Source organism: Silvibacterium bohemicum, from assembly GCF_001006305.1.
In the GTDB taxonomy this organism is placed as follows: domain Bacteria; phylum Acidobacteriota; class Terriglobia; order Terriglobales; family Acidobacteriaceae; genus Silvibacterium; species Silvibacterium bohemicum.
Genome location: NZ_LBHJ01000003.1, coordinates 166,752 through 183,663, shown reverse-complemented (window position 1 = coordinate 183,663; position 16,912 = coordinate 166,752). Strand labels below are relative to the sequence as shown.

Genomic DNA, 16,912 nt, shown 5'->3' with positions numbered 1-16,912 from the left:
TTGCGGCCTGTGCGACATCTGCCTTCACGCTTGCGAACTGCGAGATCTCACCATGAGCAAAAGGAAACAGATTGCCGCAAACCGATCTGGAACACTTAGGCAGTTTTTGTCGTACGCGTTTTAGGACGAATAACCACGCCAGAGGAAGCGGATTGAAAGTGCTGAAGAGCCGCACTCAGTCTGTAAAATCCATTCTCAACATTCACGTTTCTCAAGGAGCAGCACAATGCCTACGACAGTATCCGATGCAAAGAAGAAGATGACGTTAGCAGAACAACTCGCGGCCTTTGTCGTGCGTGTGCGTTATGAAGACATCTCTGCGGACGCACGGCAACAACTCAAGATTCACACCCTCGATGCGATCGGCTGCGCCATCGGAGCACTGGAAGCGCCGCCGGTCAAGGCATTGCACGCGCAACTGGACGAATTCGGCGGCAAGCCTCTGAGCAGCCTGATCGGCGGCGGAAAAAGCTCACCCGTCCTCGCAGCGTTCTATAACTCCACGCTCGAACGTTATTTGGACTTCATGGACTCCTATATCGCGAAACATGAAACCTGCCACCCGGCCGACAACGTGATGTCGATACTGGCGGCAAGCGAGTACGCGGGCAAGAGCGGCAAGGATTTCCTGACCGCGCTGGCGGTGGCGTACCAGGTCCAGTGCCGGCTGTCCGATGTCGCGCCGGTGCGTCCGAAGGGTTTTGATCACACGGTTCAAGGAGCATATGGTGTAGCCGCGGGCGTGGCAAAGGTACTGGGTCTGGATCAGGCGGGAGTCGCGAACGCCGTCGCGATAAGCGGCGCGTCGTATGTTGCCTTGCGCGTTACCCGGTCGGGTAATCTCTCCAATTGGAAGGGTTTAGCATATCCCAACATGGCTTACGGTGCGACCAGCGCGGCGTTCCTGGCCAAGCGCGGCGTGACGGGTCCACTGGAGGTCTTCGAAGGCAAGGGCGGCCTGATGGATGCCATCACGGGAAAGTTTGAGCTGGACTGGTCGAAAGAGGACCTCGAGATCGTTCTTAAGACCAACATCAAGAAGTACAACGCGGAGTTCCATGCGCAGACCGCAATGGAGGCCGCCCTGGAACTGCGCTCTACCCAGCACGTCAAAGCGTCAGATATCAAGACCGTGAGCGTTGATATCTTCGATGTTGCATACAACATCATCGGCGGCGGCAATGACGGAAACAAGCAGCATGTCCAGACCAAAGAAGAAGCGGATCATAGTCTGCCCTACATGATTGCAGTAGCGCTGATCGACGGTGAAGTCACTCCAGCGCAATACGATCCCAAACGCATTCTCAAGCAGGATGTCCAGGATCTCTTACAGAAGGTCACCATCCGTCCCGACAAGTCAATGAGCGATCGTTTTCCTGTGGAGATGCCGTGCCGGATCCAGGTTGAACTCAACGATGGGAAGAAGCTCACCATCGAGAAGCACGACTATGAAGGCTTTTACACTCATCCGATGCCGTGGGATACAGTCGTGGCTAAATTCAATAGCCTTGCGTCCTCCCACGCGAGCGCGGACCAGCGCGCAGCCATCGTCAACGCGGTCGCGCATCTGGACACACAAGAAGCAGTGAGCCTCTCCAAGGTCATCAATGTGGCTTTTGAAGAAGCACTCGCCCACGCTTAAAACGATGAGTGTTTAACAGCTGAGACAATCTGAGCGATACTCCGGAACTCCGGCGTATCGCTCATTTTCCGTGCAAACATCAAATGGCGCTTAACGGCGTTAGAGCCGGTGACCTTCCATTGATCAGGCAGCTACTTTGCTCTTGGTCTGGCGCGAGCGCTCCAGTGCCCACTTCACCAAAGCCCCCGAACGATAGATCCCATGGACGAATTTGCCATAAGGGATGGTCAGGAAGAGTGTCATAACCAGACTGAGATGGACTAACAACAGAGCACCCATTGCTGCGCTTTGGCGCAACACGAGCAGGAGGAATCCGGTGACAGCAATCAGCACCAACAGAAGGATAAACGCCACGTCCATACCGCTCTGGCTCTTGTCGACGATATCCCGATTGCGCCGCTGCATGAGGATGAGAAGACCGATCGGCCCGACTATGAGGCCGATGCCTCCCACGGTGCCGAAGATGACGGGCAGGCTCGTATAACCCGGGGGTCCGTGCTGTCCCAGGACGTAGTAATAAATCGCGCCCAGCGTGGTGGCGATGAAGCAGGACAGAAATCCGTAGAAGGTCAGGTGATGTAACCAGCGCAACGACTCAGAACTCGTCTGTGTCGGATAGCTGCAGCCGTCCCCATCGTTATCAAGGTTGGTCATGGTGAGCACATCTTTTGCGGCCCGGAGCAGCGCCCGAGGATTCGCAAGCGTGGAATACGATTCGCCCACGTTGCGCCAGAAGCGAAGGAAGCCGATAAGCAGAGCAACTGCCGCAAACGCTCCGACAACACCAAACGTCAAAGACATGACGGAATGAGGAATGATCTTGTAGAAGTTGCCGTCGTGGACAGGCTCAAACAGCCGACCGCCCATCATCAAGCTGCCGGCGGCCATAGATCCGGTGAGCAGCACCACGGTAAGTAGCGAGACCAGCAGGCCATTATTCTGAAAGGCTTTCGCCAGGGGTCCCGGCCACGCATACAGCTCGTAGGTATGGAGGCGGATCTTGGCCAAGGTCTTCGGGGGATTGATGGCAAACTCGTGCGGAGGGGCATACTGGCAGGAGTAGTAGCACTCACCGCAGTTGTGGCAGAGATTAGAAAGATAATTGAGATCGCTCTCCTTGAAAACGAGACGCGTCTCCATCGCCTTCCAAACCGCACAATATCCCTCGCAGTAGCGGCAGGCATTGCAAACCGTCATCAGGTGTTGGCCTTCTGCGAGTAATTCGGCAGGTAGCACGATTAATTCAGCTTGCGGCATAATGTGCGACCTCTTCCTTTGCAACGACCCTGTCTTCGCAGTTGAGGGCCTCCAGCGCTGCCTCCCGGCCGGCGATCCTGCCAAACACGGTACCGACGGTGACGCCGATGCCAGCCGCATAGCCTTTGCCAAGGACGTTGCCAACCATGATCTCTCCAGCAGCGAAGATATTCCGGGAGCGACCACCGCCCTTCATCAGTGCCATGGCGCGCTCGTTCACCTTTACCCCCAGATAGGTGAACGTAAGACCTGGGCGCAGTCCATAGGCATAGAACGGAGGCTTGTCGATGCGAAGAGCCCAGTGGGTCTTCTCGGGATGCAAGCCAACGGTCTTACAGTCGTCCAGGGTTTCGTGGTTGAACGTTCCCGGCTGAACCGCCGCGTTGTATGCCTTCACTGTGGCTTCCACGGCGTCTACAGGCAGCATCATCAGCTTTGCGAGTTCGCCGATGCTCTGCGCCTCCAGTGGTGGAAATACGGAGGGCATGAATTGCCCCATCGCCTTGGAGTCAATGATGCAATGACCGATCTGATCAGGCTGCTCTGCTACCAACCGGCCCCATATGGCATAGCGCTTCGGCCAGAAGTCCTCGCCTTCATCGTAAAAGCGCTCGCCTTTGTTATTCACCACAATCCCAAGGGAGACACAATCAAGCCGCGTGACGATGCCGCCGTCGAACTTCGGCGCGCGGGCGTCGATGGCCACCATGTGAGCAGCTTTGGCATCGCCGACGGAGTCCACCCCCAACGCCAGCAATCGCTTCAGGACTTTGCCCTTGTTATAAGGCGTGCCGCGTATCAGAAAATTGTCAGCTATCGGACCCCACGCTTCTTTTAGCCACTCGAGGTTTGCCTCAAAACCGCCAGAAGCCGCCACCACGGCTTTCGCGCTTACCTTAACAGTCCTGCCTCCAATGAGAACGGTGGCACTCCGAAATTCGCCGTCGACAACATCGAGGTCAACGACCTCGGCATCGTAAACAACTTTAATGTCCCTTTTCTCTGCGGCTGCATAATACGAGTTCATCATGGCCTTGCCGCCGCCCAGAAAGAACGCATTGGTGCGTCCCAGCTGCAGCGTGCCACCCAGCGCATGCTGGAACCGAACTCCATACTGTTTCATCCACTCGGTACACTCGGTCGAAGCTCGAATCGTCATGCGAGCCAGCTTTTCGTCTGTCTTGCCTCCGGTGACACTCAAAATATCTTTGTAAAACTCATCCTCTGTGTAGGCTCCGGACATCACCGGGGTCGGCGCGTCGTGCATGCAGCGCAGGTCTCTGGTGTGCCGGCTATTTCCTGCGCGGAAATCCTTCGGCGCACTCTCGAGGACCAGCACAGTGGCCCCGCCCTCTCGTGCGCTCAGGGCGGCAGCCATGGCTGCGTTGCCTCCGCCTATCACCAGAACATCGAATCCCGATAAACCGTCCGTCATGGTTGTCTCCAGAAAGCCAGGGCCGCCCGTAAACGGGAACAGCGTGTGCGGTTATGCGAGCACCCGATCTTTAGTCTTCGGCCCAAATGCGGTGATGATGACAGCGACCAGCAGCCACGTCGCGGCGATATAAACAAATACGCTCTTGTAGCCGTAGTGCGTAAATAGGAAAGCAATCAACATGGGTCCTAAACTGTTCGCCAGGCGGCCGGCGCCATACGCGACGCCGGAACCCGAGCTGCGAATCTCGGTCGGATAGCACTCGGGGGTGTAGGCGTACAGCAGCGGGGCAAAGGTCTGAATGAACATCGCCACGCAGAAGCCGAGGATCACGATTGGCACCATCGCGTTGCTGAGGCCATACACCACGCCGAAACCTGCAATGACAACCGAAGTGATCGCAATCAGGTACTTTCGCTCCCACTTATCGGAAATGATCGCCGCGATCAGTGCTCCGACCGGCGCGCCGAAGTACATGATGGAAACCCAAAGCAGTGACTTCACCACGGGAAAACCACGCGCCGCCAATAGCGTTGGAACCCAGGCCATGAATCCGAAAAGACCGAGAGTCTGGAAGACGTAGACGCCGATCAGCATCAGGGTGCGCTTCAGATAGGTTGGGGTAAACAAATCGCTGAACTTGCTGTGCTTGCCTGTCGTCGCCGGCTCATCGCCAAGGGGCGGCAGAGGCCCGGAATCAGCGATGCTGCGCGCTTCAATCCGATCCAGAGCCTTATCTGCCTCGGCGAACCGGCCCTGGTTCTCGTACCAGCGCGGCGACTCTTCGAGTCTCCGGGAGAACAACGGCATGAATAAGCCCAGTGCGCCGAAGACGAACACCAGCCGCCAGCCGTAATGGATCCTTGGAATCAGTTCTCCGGCCACAAGCGCGGAAAAGGGTATTCCAAAGAGGCCAATCGTCATGACCCAGCCCTGATACGTACCGCGCTTCTTGGCGGGGAACATCTCGCTGATATAGGTAATGGCGACGACTGTCATCGCGGAAAGCCCTACACCCGTCAAAAATCGTGTCACCAGCAGGCCAGGTACATTCCAGGCAAAGGCATTCAGGAGAGAAGAGATTGAGTAGCAAATCGTGGTTAGGATCAGGGCCTTTTTGCGCCCAACCTTGTCCGAAAACCAGCCTCCGGCTATCGCTCCCACAAACATGCCCATGAAGGCCGATGAAGTGATGAGGCCGATCGTGGCGATGGATAGCTTCCATTGAATACGAAGCTCCGGTGCCGCGAACCCAAAGTTGTTCAGGTCTCCTAACTCGAAGAAGAATACATAGGCAACCAGCCACATGATCTGTTTTTGAAATGACCCGATCGGGAGGCGGTCGATACGCGCTGCTGCCGAGTGCCGCGCACCCTGCGATTTGTCCAACAACGTTGTCGCCACCATCTCACCTCGCGTAGTGCTGGACCAGCCTAAATATCACGACTGTTGCGTGCCAAAAAGAGGCCAAAACGAATCAGTTTGCGGAAGTTAGGCTCCGTCTCGATTGGACCGGATCTCTGGGACACTAACCAGCACAAGCTAACAAGTTCAGCAGGACGTATCTGAGCAATATTGAACAGCGACCAAATGCACCGGGCCAACGAATGTACCTAGAACTCAACTCTGCCTCTCAGGCCAAGAACAACCGCCCTTTGCATGCCTCCTCCCACATTGGCGTAATACTGGATCACGGGCTGGAAGAGAATCATCGGTCTGATATTGAACAGAGCATTGAACTCAAGTCCATGCTCCGCCTTGTAGGGCGGAGTCCCGGGCGGAAGGAATAGCGGGTTGAGTTTGTTGCGCACGTATCCGAAAGACATCGTGTTATGAATCGGGAGAGGCAACGGTTCGTTGAATCGCAATCCTGCGGTGAGCACTCTGTTGTCGCTATTGACGTTCGCAGGACTCCAGTCATAGGCGGCTGTTACGTCTAAGCCCTTTCCTTCCGTCTTATCAACGCGCCAGAGAGCCTGGCTCGCCATCCAGTACAAGAGGTAGTCGCCCGAACTGATCGTGTGAGTGGCAGTCGTGAACTTTCCGGGATTGTACGATGCGCCGAATTTATAGACACCGGAGTACCCCTTGCGAGACACGACGTCATCGGCGGGGCGCATCACTAATCCCTTCTTGCCTGGAGTGAATCCGATCTCCGAGACGCTGACCGGAGCTCCACGGAACTGTGGAACAAGACCGGTGTGGTTATGAAAGAACGCAAGCCTGTCTCCAGCGAGCACCATGGAAGCGATATAAACATTGTGAAAGGGTGCGACGCTGACTTCGAACGCGGAGGTTGAGCCAGGACTGCCGGTCTCGAATGTTGTGGAGAGATTGCCCAAGGCGTATCCCATCGGCTCGAAGATGAAGGAGGTCCCATATTCCTGATCTCCGTAAAAGTCCTGGCCGGCGAATTGACCTATGCGAGAAGCGACCCGGTCATGGAACCATTGCTTCTCGACCCACCATGAATCCAGACGGAAGAGGTTGTAGCTGGACATGCCGCTCGGGCTCGTCTCGGTGCCGAGATATGTCCCGAGATTTCCGCCCCCTTGCCAAAGAGCAGTCGCATGGAAGTACAACCCCTGCGGACCGTCTAGTTTTCCGAAATCAATATCTATTGTCCCGCGAACTCGGTTCCAACTAGCAAGCCGTTCTTTCTGCTCACTCTTGATATTCCAGAGGGAGTCCGAGATGTACATAAAGTCGAAATTGACTCCTCGCTCTTGCAATTCGCTTCGTTTTCCGCCCCAGTCGCCGAAGAGATGACCATCCAGGCCTACTTCGGGAGCATCCGGACCTCTCAGTGATTTTCCCTGCGTGCTTTGGGAAAAGACCGGGGTAGCAAACAAGCAAAACCCACACAATAGAAACAGAAGCGGCAACTGTCGGATCTTCATGCGCAACCTCTCTCGTCACCGAGCGGTCACCCGCCTCAGACCGTCAGGATTGCATCGGAGGAAGTAGCGATCTGTTCTATTTTGCTCATCGTTCGTTCAAACAGCGAAGCAGATGATCTCCCCGCACTTGGTTGATGAAATTGACTAGCGTTGTCGAGATGTTGGCTCAGAGGGTACAGCGGCTAGGCAGATCGGACGGAAGCAAGTCGTAACACAAGCGGTATCGTTTAGGCCGAGATCGTTCGCGGCTGGCCTTAGGTTTCATTTTTCCTGCGGGGTTTGGATTACGGTGCTGGCGGACACGCGGTTGAAGACCAATCTCACAACGGAGTCATGGATCGACTCATGCCGAAGCAATGGCCTAATGATCATCGCCGAGGTCGTGATTTTAGCTTCCTGTATGCAGGTGCCCGATATCTGGGTTGCCAATGTGGCGCTGCCTCACCTGGCCGACAATCTGTGAGCAAATCAGGACAGAGTGCCTGCATAGCCGTCCCCTAGTCTGATAGCGAGCGCAATTCCAGGTAGATCCTGTGGATCGTGGCAGTCCGCTTTCATCCAAAGATGAGCGGACTGGTGGCTTTCCCCCCCAGCGTTCCACCGCTCACCGAGACGCGAAAGGATTAGTGGGCGGCGAGAATTCTCGAATTCGTTGGCAAGGTGACTCTCTTCGGCCTGAAGGTGATCGCGAATGTCTTCCGATTCCCTTTCGAACTGGATCAGATATGGAGTCAGATGGGTGAGGTGGGAGCGCGTTCCCTGCCCCTGGTCGCGGCGTCGGGTCTGGCGTTAGGAGTCGTCATGACGCTGCACACTCGCAGCACGCTGGTGACGTTTGGCGCAAGCTCCATGATTCCGGAGTTGCAGTCCCTCTCTTTTTTTGTCGAGATTGGCCCGCTCGTTGCCGCCCTGTTGGTATCCGGTCGGGTCGGAGCGAGCATCGGAGCCGTGCTGGCCAACATGCGAGCAACCGAACAGATCGACGCGATCGAGGCGCTGTCGATTGACTCCTTCAAGTTTCTGGTTGTCCCGCGTGTGGTTGCATGCGTTCTGGTCATGCCCCTGCTAACGACCTTCATGGATTTCTGTGGTCTTCTCGGCGGCTTCGTGTCCGAGTATGCCATGTCCCATCTCTCGCTCCAGCTCTACGTGACACGTGCCTTTACAGGCGTCGAGTGGTCCAATTTTATCCCTCCCACTTTGAAGACAGCGGTGTTCGGTTTCATCATCGGGACGGTCTCCTCCTTCTTCGGTTACAGCACGAATGAGGGCGCGGAGGGCATTGGCCGCGCGGCAACGAGCAGCGTCGTTGTCTCTTCGCTGTTAATCATCCTGGCGGACGTCATTTTGGTCAAAATCATATTCCTTGTATTTCCGGAGAGCGCGATATGAACGAGACCCAAGATACTGCCATTGCGCTCGATCACGTCTCGAAGTCGTTTGGAAAGAAACAGGTGCTGCGCGATGTTTCCTTTTCTGTTGCTCGCGGCGAAGCGATTTGCGTGCTGGGCCGCAGTGGAACCGGCAAGAGCGTCACACTCAAATTGATGATCGCGCTTCTGAAGCCGGATGCCGGCCGCATTTCCATCGACGAAGACGACATCACGCAGCTCGAACGCAAGGAGCTTTCGCGGGTGCGCCGTAAGATGGGTTTTCTCTTCCAAAGCGCGGCTCTTTTCGATTCGCTGACCCTGCATGACAATCTGGCTCTGCCGCTTCGGCGACTCACTGACAAATCGAAGCAGGAGATCGAGGTGATCATCGATCACGTCCTCGGCCAGGTCGGGCTCGCGGACGATAAAGGCAAGATGCCGGTCGAACTCTCGGGTGGAATGCAGAAGCGCGCCGGTCTCGCGCGAGCGCTGGTGTTTGAGCCGCAGATTCTCCTGATCGATGAACCTAGTAGCGGACTCGATCGCATTACCGCTTCCGAGATCGACGATCTGCTGCTCGAACAGAAGACCAAACACCACACCACCATGGTGATTGTCACGCATGACGTGCACTGCGCGAGACGTGTCGGTGATCGTTTCGCGGTCCTCGATCAGGGAAGGCTGGCGGCTCTGGGTACGCCCCAAGAGCTTGAGCACCATGAAAACGAGACCGTTCGGATGCTGGTTGGGGAGTCATAAATGTGGAATCGCAATATCACCATCGGAATATTCGTCGTGGCGGGCACGGCCCTGTTTACGCTGGCCATTTTTCTGATCGGGAACCAGCACACGGCTTTTGCCAGACACATCGAGCTTTATACGGAATTCGCGAACGTCGACGGGTTGGCGAAAGGCTCGAAGGTAAGTGTCGCGGGTTTCGATTCCGGCGAGGTTACAGATATCGCGGTTCCCAACTCCCCATCCTCGCGATTTCGCCTCAAGCTGAGAATCGAGCAGCGGGTTCGTGGTCTGGTCAGGACAGATTCGATGGTCACCATCGCCACGGAAGGCGTCGTGGGCGACAAATTCCTGCTGATCCATCAGGGTAGTGCCACGGCCCCCGAAGCTGCACCATCCTCTACACTCCCCAGCACGGAGCCGATCGATATGGCGGATCTTTTGGAGAAGAGCACAGGGTTGCTGAATAGTGCGAGTGGAACGATGAAAACCGTTGCAGACAAGCTCAATGGAACCCTCGATGCCGTGACGACTACCGTCGATAACGCCAATGATCTCGTCGTCGGACTGAAGCAGGGAAAGGGTACGATCGGAATGCTGCTGCGGGATGAAACAACAGCGACAAATGTCCGGCAGGCGGTCGTAAACGCGAAGCAAGCCACAACATCACTCAATCATGCCTCCGGACAGGCTGACGCCCTGGTCTCCGATCTGCAATCGCGTGGGCTTGGCCAGAGGGCCGATCAAACGATGTCGAACGTACAGAGCGCTGCCCGCAATCTCGATGCGACCTCGCAGCAGCTTCATCAGACCCTCACGACCGCTCTCGGTCCGGACGAGCAGGGCGTCGACGCCGCAGGCAACATCCAGGAGTCGCTCTCGAATTTGAATCAGGCCACGGGAAATATGGCTGAGGACACCGAGGCGCTGAAGCATGAGTTCTTCTTCCGGGGTTTCTTCAAACATCGCGGGTACTATTCGCTGGCGACTCTGGATCCGACCACGTACCGAACAGACAAGCTGTTCACCAATACTGGTAATCCTCGCGCTGGCTCTCGACGGCGGAACTCTTCGAGCGAGAGAAGGATGGAAGCGAAGTTCTATCTCCGGCGGGAAAGACACAGATCGATCGAGCGATCGCCCAGTTTGGCGATGCGGCGGTCGAAGGCCCTCTGGTGATCGAAGGGTATTCTACGGCTGGCGATCCGGGAAGCCAGCTCGCAGATTCCCGCACTCGCGCCATCCTGGTAAGCCACTACCTGCACACCCGGTTCCAACTCGACACTCAGAACATCGGGACGGTGCCGCTGCGCGCAGTGCCACCGCCTACGGTCCATAAGGCGAGCTGGGACGGGGTCTGCATCGTGTTGCTCAAGGCATCTTCACGATAGCCTGAAAGAGCACATGTCCATCAGCCATATTTCCTTTCTGACGTATCCGGTTATTCTTATCGCGGTCTTTGCCCGCCAGATGTGCCTGCCGGTACCTGCCGTCCTCCTTTTGATGATGGCTGGCGCCCTGGGGGAAAGCGGCAAACTGAGTCTTCCGGCAATCATTCTGACCGGAGTTGTAGGATGCCTGTTAGCGGATTTTGCGTGGTTTGAAGCCGGCCGCTTGTGGGGCAGTCGCATTCTGCGGATTCTGTGCAGCTTCAGCACGGACCGTCGCTACTGCGCCCAGAGGGCAAGAGACGTGTTTGCGCGATGGGGATTGCGCACTCTCATGGTGGCAAAATTCATCCCCGGGCTTGATGGAGTCATGCCTCCCCTGTCGGGAATGGAGGGCGCGGGGGCCATCGAGTTTCTCTTGTTCGATGCGGTCGGCGCGCTTCTCTGGTCTTCCGCCTATTGCCTGATTGGATATCTGTTTGCCGACCGCGTGAATGTCGTGGCCGCAGAGTTGAATCGTGCGAGTGGGGCACTGGCGATCGTCCTTGGTATTCCATTCGCCTGCTATTTGCTGTGGAGAGCCTGGGAGCTGTTTCTCATGGTGCATCAACTCCGTATCCGAACCATTTCACCGGCACTCCTCCAGGAAAAGCTTGCGGCCGGGAGGAAGGTCGCGGTTCTGGATCTCATACTCCTGGAGGCCGACGCCCTGCCGGACACGACCCCGGGCATACCCGGCGCGATTCGCATCAACCCGGCGCGATTGCGCACCTCCAGTAAAGTTCATGTTCCCGACGATGTCGATATTGTGTTGTACTGCTCGTCTTCGAAGGAAATGACCAGCGCACGCGCCGCTGTCTCGCTGCGCCACAAGGGAATATCCAAGGTGTGGGTGCTCGAGGGAGGACTCAAAGCCTGGCAGAAGCTGAATCTGCCGATGGCGACGGAACTCGGCAATCCTGAGGAGACGGCTGCCCGCTTCGGAATCGAAGTGGCGACTCGAAGGCACAAAGGTGAAGTATCGCTTCCCGATCTGCCGCATAACTCGGGTAATCGTCGCAAACCTGCACATCAACTCTGGTCTGTCCTTCGTACCCTCACGCCGCACAAAAATGGACGCACGGGTAAATTGCCACCAGGGGATGAAGAGTAAAGTCACTGCGGCTTTCGCGAAACGAATTAGTACCCACCGAGAATTTTGCAATTCAAGATCTGCCGCACACGGCCACAGCTCGGATGAACGCCGTATTTAACGCGCTCGAAGACTGGAAGCCAATGGCCAAGGCGATCTCGCCGACGCTCCGCGTCCCGCGGCGTAGCTCATCCTTGGCCAGGGTCATCCTCCAATGCAGCAGGTACTCGATCGGCCCGCATGCCCCCCAATCTTACGAAACTGTGACAAAGTTTGTGACAACAGTCACAGCCCATTCGTTCTCACCTGACAGATACTGTTGGCAGAGGAGAGAACGCCGATGACCTTCAGAGTTCAGCCTACGCCCGGCTCGAAAGCCTGCACCAATTGTCCCAGCGCCCCTATCCTTATCGGAAAGTGCAACGAGCACTCTGCCTGCCCTGGATACGGGACAAGAATCAACTGTCCTCCTCTGATCGTGCTGGCGATTATCGAGTGTTCCAGGCTTGCCCTCGTCGCTACAAGCTTGCCCGTGTTCGGCAGCATGAGCAACGCACACGCGTAAATATCGCAATCTGGCAGCTCTTGAGTAAACAAGACGCTCTGCGCCGACATAGACGCGCTCCGTCCGGGCAAGAACCGAATCCGGGAAGCGCCGGCGACTCAGTCAGGTTAGGGATTCAAGTGCATATTTCCGGAGTACCGTCGTCCTGGTTCCCGTTACCGCGATGATGCCTTTGTGCTTGAGGTCGCTCAAGACTCTTGAAACGGTTTCTCGTGAGCAAGCGAGCATGGAGGAAAGGTCTTCGTGTTTGAGTGACATGTGGATCGACGGTTCAGCATCCTGCCATGTGCCACTCTCGCTCGCCAGCTGTATTAGAAGATGGGCCATTCTCCCTGCAATTGAGCTCGAAAGCGCCAAGCGACAAGCGTCAATCAAAGCAGCACGATAATCCTTGTTGAGGCTCTCGGCAGCATGCAGACTACCTTCTACATGATGTTTCAGGAACTGAAGAAAATCCTCGCGACGAAATGTCTTTATCTGACAATATTCGAGGGTCTCCGCCGTGACCTCATAAGGAGTTTTCGAGAGGGCTGCACTCAATCCTAGAACGTCTCCGGATTTCGCAACCCTCACCAGCAATGTCTTACCATTCGGTGAGGATTTGGTGAGCTTGACTTGGCCAAAGCAGACGATGGAGACACCGAGTGAGGGCTGCCGTTCAGCGAACAGGGTGGTGCCGATTGGTGCCATGACATGCACACTCATCGCATCGTATTCTGCCAGAGCCAGAGGGGGAAGATCGCAAAACCAGCCTGGTTGCCTCACTTTGCATAACAGGCAGCTCTCAGCATGCAAGACCATGGGAAGCGATTGGGAAATGGCTCCTCCTTTCTCACTCGGGAGTGCATGGTTGCACCTCAAAGCACCAATGCTATATCCCATCTTCTCACTGAAATGTGCACTATGAGCCGAGCCAAGTCCAGGGTGCCGATGCTCAATTGAAAGGAGCTGGCGCTTTTGGCTCGGAATGGCGCGTCGAATGGCGTTGCCGGAGTCACGCATCGCCGGGATGTGTTGTGGCAGGTTGAACGCGCAGGCAAGCATGGAGGACCATTGCTCCGGCAACAGAGTTTCCGGCTACAGCGACCACGCAATCGTCATCACTTCGGGCGATGATGAGCGATGAAGAGCGCCTAGTCGCAGATTTTTCCAGTAACAACCTGACAGTGGACCAAACCCACGCTGGTCCAAATAAATGGAGTGTGTATTCTTTCCCGTTTCAGTCATCGTCCCTGGTCGAAATTCAGGAACGACTCAGGAGAGACAAAATGGGCCGGCGAAGAACGCAAAATCTAGCTGCCGTTAAACTGCCAATACGCGAAAAATGGTTGCTTAAAAGCTGGCTTTTGGGGATTTCACCCAGCGAAAGTACCCTGTTTTCATAACGACTTAGGCAAGATTCGGTAAACTCCGAGACCTTCATGCGTCGGGCCGATCCCGATCCACCTCCAACTTCCTCAAGACTCAAATCTGCAAGACCATGTGAGCCATTCGGAGCCCATTAAATCAGACGCATTGTGATCCCCTTCGGAGGACATGATCCGAAAGCACAGTGAGTCATTTGTGCCAATGATGGCTCAAACCTATACCAAAGAGAGCCTTCGATTTCCTCTACTCGACATGGACTCGCTTGCTCTCAAATCAAGGTAGATGGCACTCAGCCCCTCACCAACCGCGGACGAGGACGAGGTACAGGCATCCGCTTCTCGTCGGTCCCCCCTTGGGCAATTCTTCGACCCACAGGTCTAGAGCTTCGGGACGATAGCGCACGAGGGGGCCAACCTTGATAGACGGTGGCCCTGACGAAGGACTCGCCGACGTCTCAAACTCGTGACACTAATTTGCAGCTCTTCAGGGAACTCGTACCCATTTAGAAATGCTCCCATTCGTCCTTCAAGGCCCATGCATGGCCTATCTATATACCCATAATCTGCAAGGGACATGGCTCCCCAGCAGACTGGGACAAAGCGCTGTTGACCAAGGAATCACCCGAACATGTCCCCAATATCTCACCCATAGAGCAAGCCCGCATGGACTCAAGGACGGATATTGCCACGGCAACTGCGAGATGTTTTCGAGCGCCCCTCAAACGCGAAGTCAGCATACGGCTGACTTAAACATGATTAATCGATGTGAACGACAAGGTCAGTCAGAATCGGCGCCTCTCTCAGAACGGGATGACAAAAACCGGGTGACATTCCGCATGTCCCCTCCTCGTTCCACGGGTTTCGCCGTCATTCGCCAAAGGAAATTTTCCAACGCCACATCAAATTTGACCGAGTTTCGGAGCTGAGCTAAACCTTTGGTACGAATTGGAGGACCGACTTTTGGACTCCGAACCAGAGGGAAACAAATCGCAAGAAGTGAGGGGATTTATGACAAACGTGAAAATCAAGTACAAGAATCGCTGGAGAAGACGCTGCGACGCAATGACTAGGGTGGCTAATCTCGAAGCTCACCTCTGATGAGATTCTGATTCGAAGCTCTCGCTCTTTTTATGTGAAACCGTATAAACGTTCCCAGCAACCGAAGGGGTTAAGCATGCCAAGCGCTCTTACCAGAAACAGAACAATCCCCGGCCTGTCTCACGTGAAGCGTGATGATCCTTCGTTTCCATCGTCCTCGCCCCTAGTCATCACGAGGATGCTCCACTCCGAGAAGCCCGCGGAGGCTAGCCAAAATGGAAGCTCTAGCAGTCCCGACGAGGTGACATTCCTGCGTCTCTCCGGAGTCAAAGCAATGACAGGACTTTCGAAGTCCTGCCTTTACTTGTTGATTCGAGAAAAGAGCTTTCCGGCGCCCGTACGGATCGGAAACCGAGCTGTGGCCTGGGTCAGATCCGAGGTCAGACAGTGGGCGCTGGAGCGAATTGGCGCGCCCAGGTAGACAAGCGTTACCTGAGACACAGTCATATCGCCCCAGCGCCTTCACTGACTGAGGGTCATGCGGCCAACGACTTTCGACCGAGTGCAAGCTGAGCATCGAGATAATCAGCCCACCACTGCATCATGACTGTTCTCTGCTTCAGATATTTCGCATGATTGTAGGCGGCAGCGACTTTATTGCGCTTCAGGTGTGCAAGTTGCATCTCTACGTGCGCCTCGTCGAATTCATTCTCATTCAAAATCGTTGACGCTAGTCCACGAAAGCCGTGACCCGTCATGCGATCTTTGTATCCGAGACGGTACAGCGCGCCCAGGATTGTGTTGTTGCTCATTGGCTTGGTCTTGTCCATCGCTCCAGGAAACAGCAGACGCCCGTTTCCTGTCAGCAATTTGAGCGCCCGCAGTACTTCAACCGCCTGCCGAGACAATGGAACGATATGCGTCGTGCCCATCTTCATGCGTTCAGGCGGAATGACCCACACGGCGTTGTTCAGGTCGAACTCTGGCCAGGGCGCCTCGATGAGTTCGCTGGTACGCACAAAGGTGTATGCGACAAGCTTCAGGGCAAAGCGGGTGATCGCGTCCCCCCAATAATCGTCCATTTTGGCCAATAGTTCAGGTAGGTCCTTCACATCCACTCGAGCGAAGTTTTCCGACTTTGCCTGGAGCAGGATATCTCTGGGTTTGAAATCGGCCGCCGGATTACGCGTCGCCTTGCCATGGGCGATGGCGTACCGGAATATCTGGCCGGTTGTCTCGTGGATGCGTTTGGCTACGTCTCTTGATCCACGCCCTTCGACTCCCAACATCACATCCCGAATGTCCATGGGCGTGACCTTTTCCATGTCCTTGTGGCCGTAGGCGGGAAATACGTCGGCTTCCAAACGGAGCATGACAGTCTCTGCATGACGCGGAGACTTGCCAACATGCCACCACTTCCACCAATCGCGGGCGATGGATTCGAAGCTATTCTCCGCCTGACGTTGTTGCCCGCGCTCTTCGTTTTGTTTGGCCTCAACGACTGCCTTGCGTTCGGCCATTGGATCGATGCCAGCGGACCATTGCTTGCGCGCTTCACTATGGAGTTCCCGAGCCTCTTTGAGACCAACCTCTGGATACTCTCCGAACGCCATCATCTTCTCCTTGCCCTCGAAGCGATAGCGCCAGCGCCAGAGCTTCACCCCTGAAGGAACAACGAGAAGACAGAGACCTTTGCTGTCTGCCAGTTTGTACTGCTTGGTCGTCGGTCTTGCTGTGTCGATTTCCCTAATTGTCAGTGCCATAAAACTTCCCTCCAAATCGCTGGGTATTCTCGATACCCACATTTTTGGGAAGCTATACCCACATCCGTACCCACACAAACACTTGGCTCGGGTGGAACTGCAATGGACCTCCTGGGACGCAAAATCAGCTAACTTGCTGAAAATAAACAAGCGGCTGAGTGCGAGGAGGTGCTGGGAAGTGCCGGGAAATAGTGCATTGGTTGCCCCCCAGGGATTCGAACCCCGATACTCTGCTCCAGAGGCAGATGTCCTACCATTGAACGAGGGGGCAATGCTTGCGGTAGCGCGCATCGCTAATCTGTCCGACGCACTCT

14 protein-coding genes and 1 tRNA gene are annotated in these 16,912 nt (G+C 55.6%); 7 read left to right on the top strand and 8 right to left on the bottom strand.

Annotation, left to right across the window (positions count from 1 at the left end; all coding sequences use genetic code 11):
- Window positions 1-226: 226 nt before the first annotated feature.
- Window positions 227-1,642 carry an MmgE/PrpD family protein gene (locus tag XX99_RS06355; RefSeq protein ID WP_197081835.1) on the top strand — a complete coding sequence of 472 codons (1,416 nt, stop codon included), beginning with the start codon at window positions 227-229 and terminating at the stop codon, window positions 1,640-1,642.
- A gap of 123 nt (window positions 1,643-1,765) precedes the next feature.
- On the opposite strand, the gene tcuB is transcribed toward XX99_RS06355, so the two are convergent.
- The 4 genes from tcuB to XX99_RS06335 all read right to left on the bottom strand — a co-directional run bounded on the left by tcuB (window position 1,766) and on the right by XX99_RS06335 (window position 7,036).
- Window positions 1,766-2,899, bottom strand: coding sequence for a tricarballylate utilization 4Fe-4S protein TcuB (gene tcuB / locus XX99_RS06350; protein WP_050058554.1), 1,134 nt, complete (start codon window positions 2,897-2,899; stop codon window positions 1,766-1,768).
- Complete coding sequence (gene tcuA / locus XX99_RS06345; protein ID WP_050058553.1) at window positions 2,886-4,334, bottom strand: FAD-dependent tricarballylate dehydrogenase TcuA; 1,449 nt, start codon at window positions 4,332-4,334, stop codon at window positions 2,886-2,888. The genes tcuB and tcuA overlap by 14 nt, the downstream gene beginning before the upstream one ends.
- Window positions 4,335-4,385: 51 nt before the next feature.
- On the bottom strand, window positions 4,386-5,741 hold the full coding sequence (locus tag XX99_RS06340) for an MFS transporter (RefSeq protein ID WP_050058552.1): 1,356 nt from the start codon (window positions 5,739-5,741) through the stop codon (window positions 4,386-4,388).
- A 206-nt stretch (window positions 5,742-5,947) separates the two neighbouring features.
- On the bottom strand, window positions 5,948-7,036 hold the full coding sequence (locus tag XX99_RS06335) for a carbohydrate porin (protein ID WP_184084721.1): 1,089 nt from the start codon (window positions 7,034-7,036) through the stop codon (window positions 5,948-5,950).
- Between the two features lie 858 nt (window positions 7,037-7,894).
- Here XX99_RS06335 and XX99_RS06330 point away from each other — a divergent pair.
- The 5 genes from XX99_RS06330 to XX99_RS06315 are packed head-to-tail and all read left to right on the top strand — an operon-like array spanning window position 7,895 to window position 11,886.
- A complete protein-coding gene (locus tag XX99_RS06330) occupies window positions 7,895-8,626 on the top strand; it encodes an MlaE family ABC transporter permease (protein WP_231581175.1) in 732 nt (243 codons plus the stop codon).
- Window positions 8,623-9,366: an ABC transporter ATP-binding protein gene (locus XX99_RS06325; RefSeq protein ID WP_050058549.1), complete on the top strand. Its 744-nt coding sequence runs from the start codon at window positions 8,623-8,625 to the stop codon at window positions 9,364-9,366. The genes XX99_RS06330 and XX99_RS06325 overlap by 4 nt, the downstream gene beginning before the upstream one ends.
- Window positions 9,367-10,524 carry an MlaD family protein gene (locus tag XX99_RS06320; RefSeq protein ID WP_231581174.1) on the top strand — a complete coding sequence of 386 codons (1,158 nt, stop codon included), beginning with the start codon at window positions 9,367-9,369 and terminating at the stop codon, window positions 10,522-10,524.
- Window positions 10,521-10,736 (top strand): hypothetical protein, encoded by a 216-nt coding sequence (locus XX99_RS27965; RefSeq protein WP_231581173.1) that lies wholly within the window; start codon window positions 10,521-10,523, stop codon window positions 10,734-10,736. The genes XX99_RS06320 and XX99_RS27965 overlap by 4 nt, the downstream gene beginning before the upstream one ends.
- Window positions 10,737-10,749: 13 nt before the next feature.
- Window positions 10,750-11,886 carry a VTT domain-containing protein gene (locus tag XX99_RS06315; RefSeq protein WP_050058548.1) on the top strand — a complete coding sequence of 379 codons (1,137 nt, stop codon included), beginning with the start codon at window positions 10,750-10,752 and terminating at the stop codon, window positions 11,884-11,886.
- Window positions 11,887-11,938: 52 nt separating this feature from the next.
- On the opposite strand, the gene XX99_RS26560 is transcribed toward XX99_RS06315, so the two are convergent.
- Window positions 11,939-12,097, bottom strand: a complete 159-nt coding sequence (locus XX99_RS26560) for a helix-turn-helix domain-containing protein (RefSeq protein ID WP_269430964.1) — start codon at window positions 12,095-12,097, stop codon at window positions 11,939-11,941.
- 435 nt (window positions 12,098-12,532) lie between these two features.
- Entirely contained in the window at window positions 12,533-13,495 is a 963-nt protein-coding gene (locus XX99_RS06305) for a Crp/Fnr family transcriptional regulator (protein WP_156185823.1), read from the bottom strand.
- Between the two features lie 1,476 nt (window positions 13,496-14,971).
- On the opposite strand from XX99_RS06305, the gene XX99_RS28535 reads away from it, so the two are divergent.
- Window positions 14,972-15,316, top strand: a complete 345-nt coding sequence (locus tag XX99_RS28535; protein WP_408021476.1) for a helix-turn-helix transcriptional regulator — start codon at window positions 14,972-14,974, stop codon at window positions 15,314-15,316.
- A 55-nt stretch (window positions 15,317-15,371) separates the two neighbouring features.
- Here the strand turns inward: XX99_RS28535 and XX99_RS06300 are convergent, their stop codons facing one another.
- Both XX99_RS06300 and XX99_RS06295 read right to left on the bottom strand, forming a co-directional pair.
- Window positions 15,372-16,598, bottom strand: a complete 1,227-nt coding sequence (locus XX99_RS06300; RefSeq protein WP_050058545.1) for a tyrosine-type recombinase/integrase — start codon at window positions 16,596-16,598, stop codon at window positions 15,372-15,374.
- Window positions 16,599-16,795: 197 nt separating this feature from the next.
- Window positions 16,796-16,869 (bottom strand) — tRNA-Gln (locus XX99_RS06295).
- Window positions 16,870-16,912: the final 43 nt, after the last annotated feature.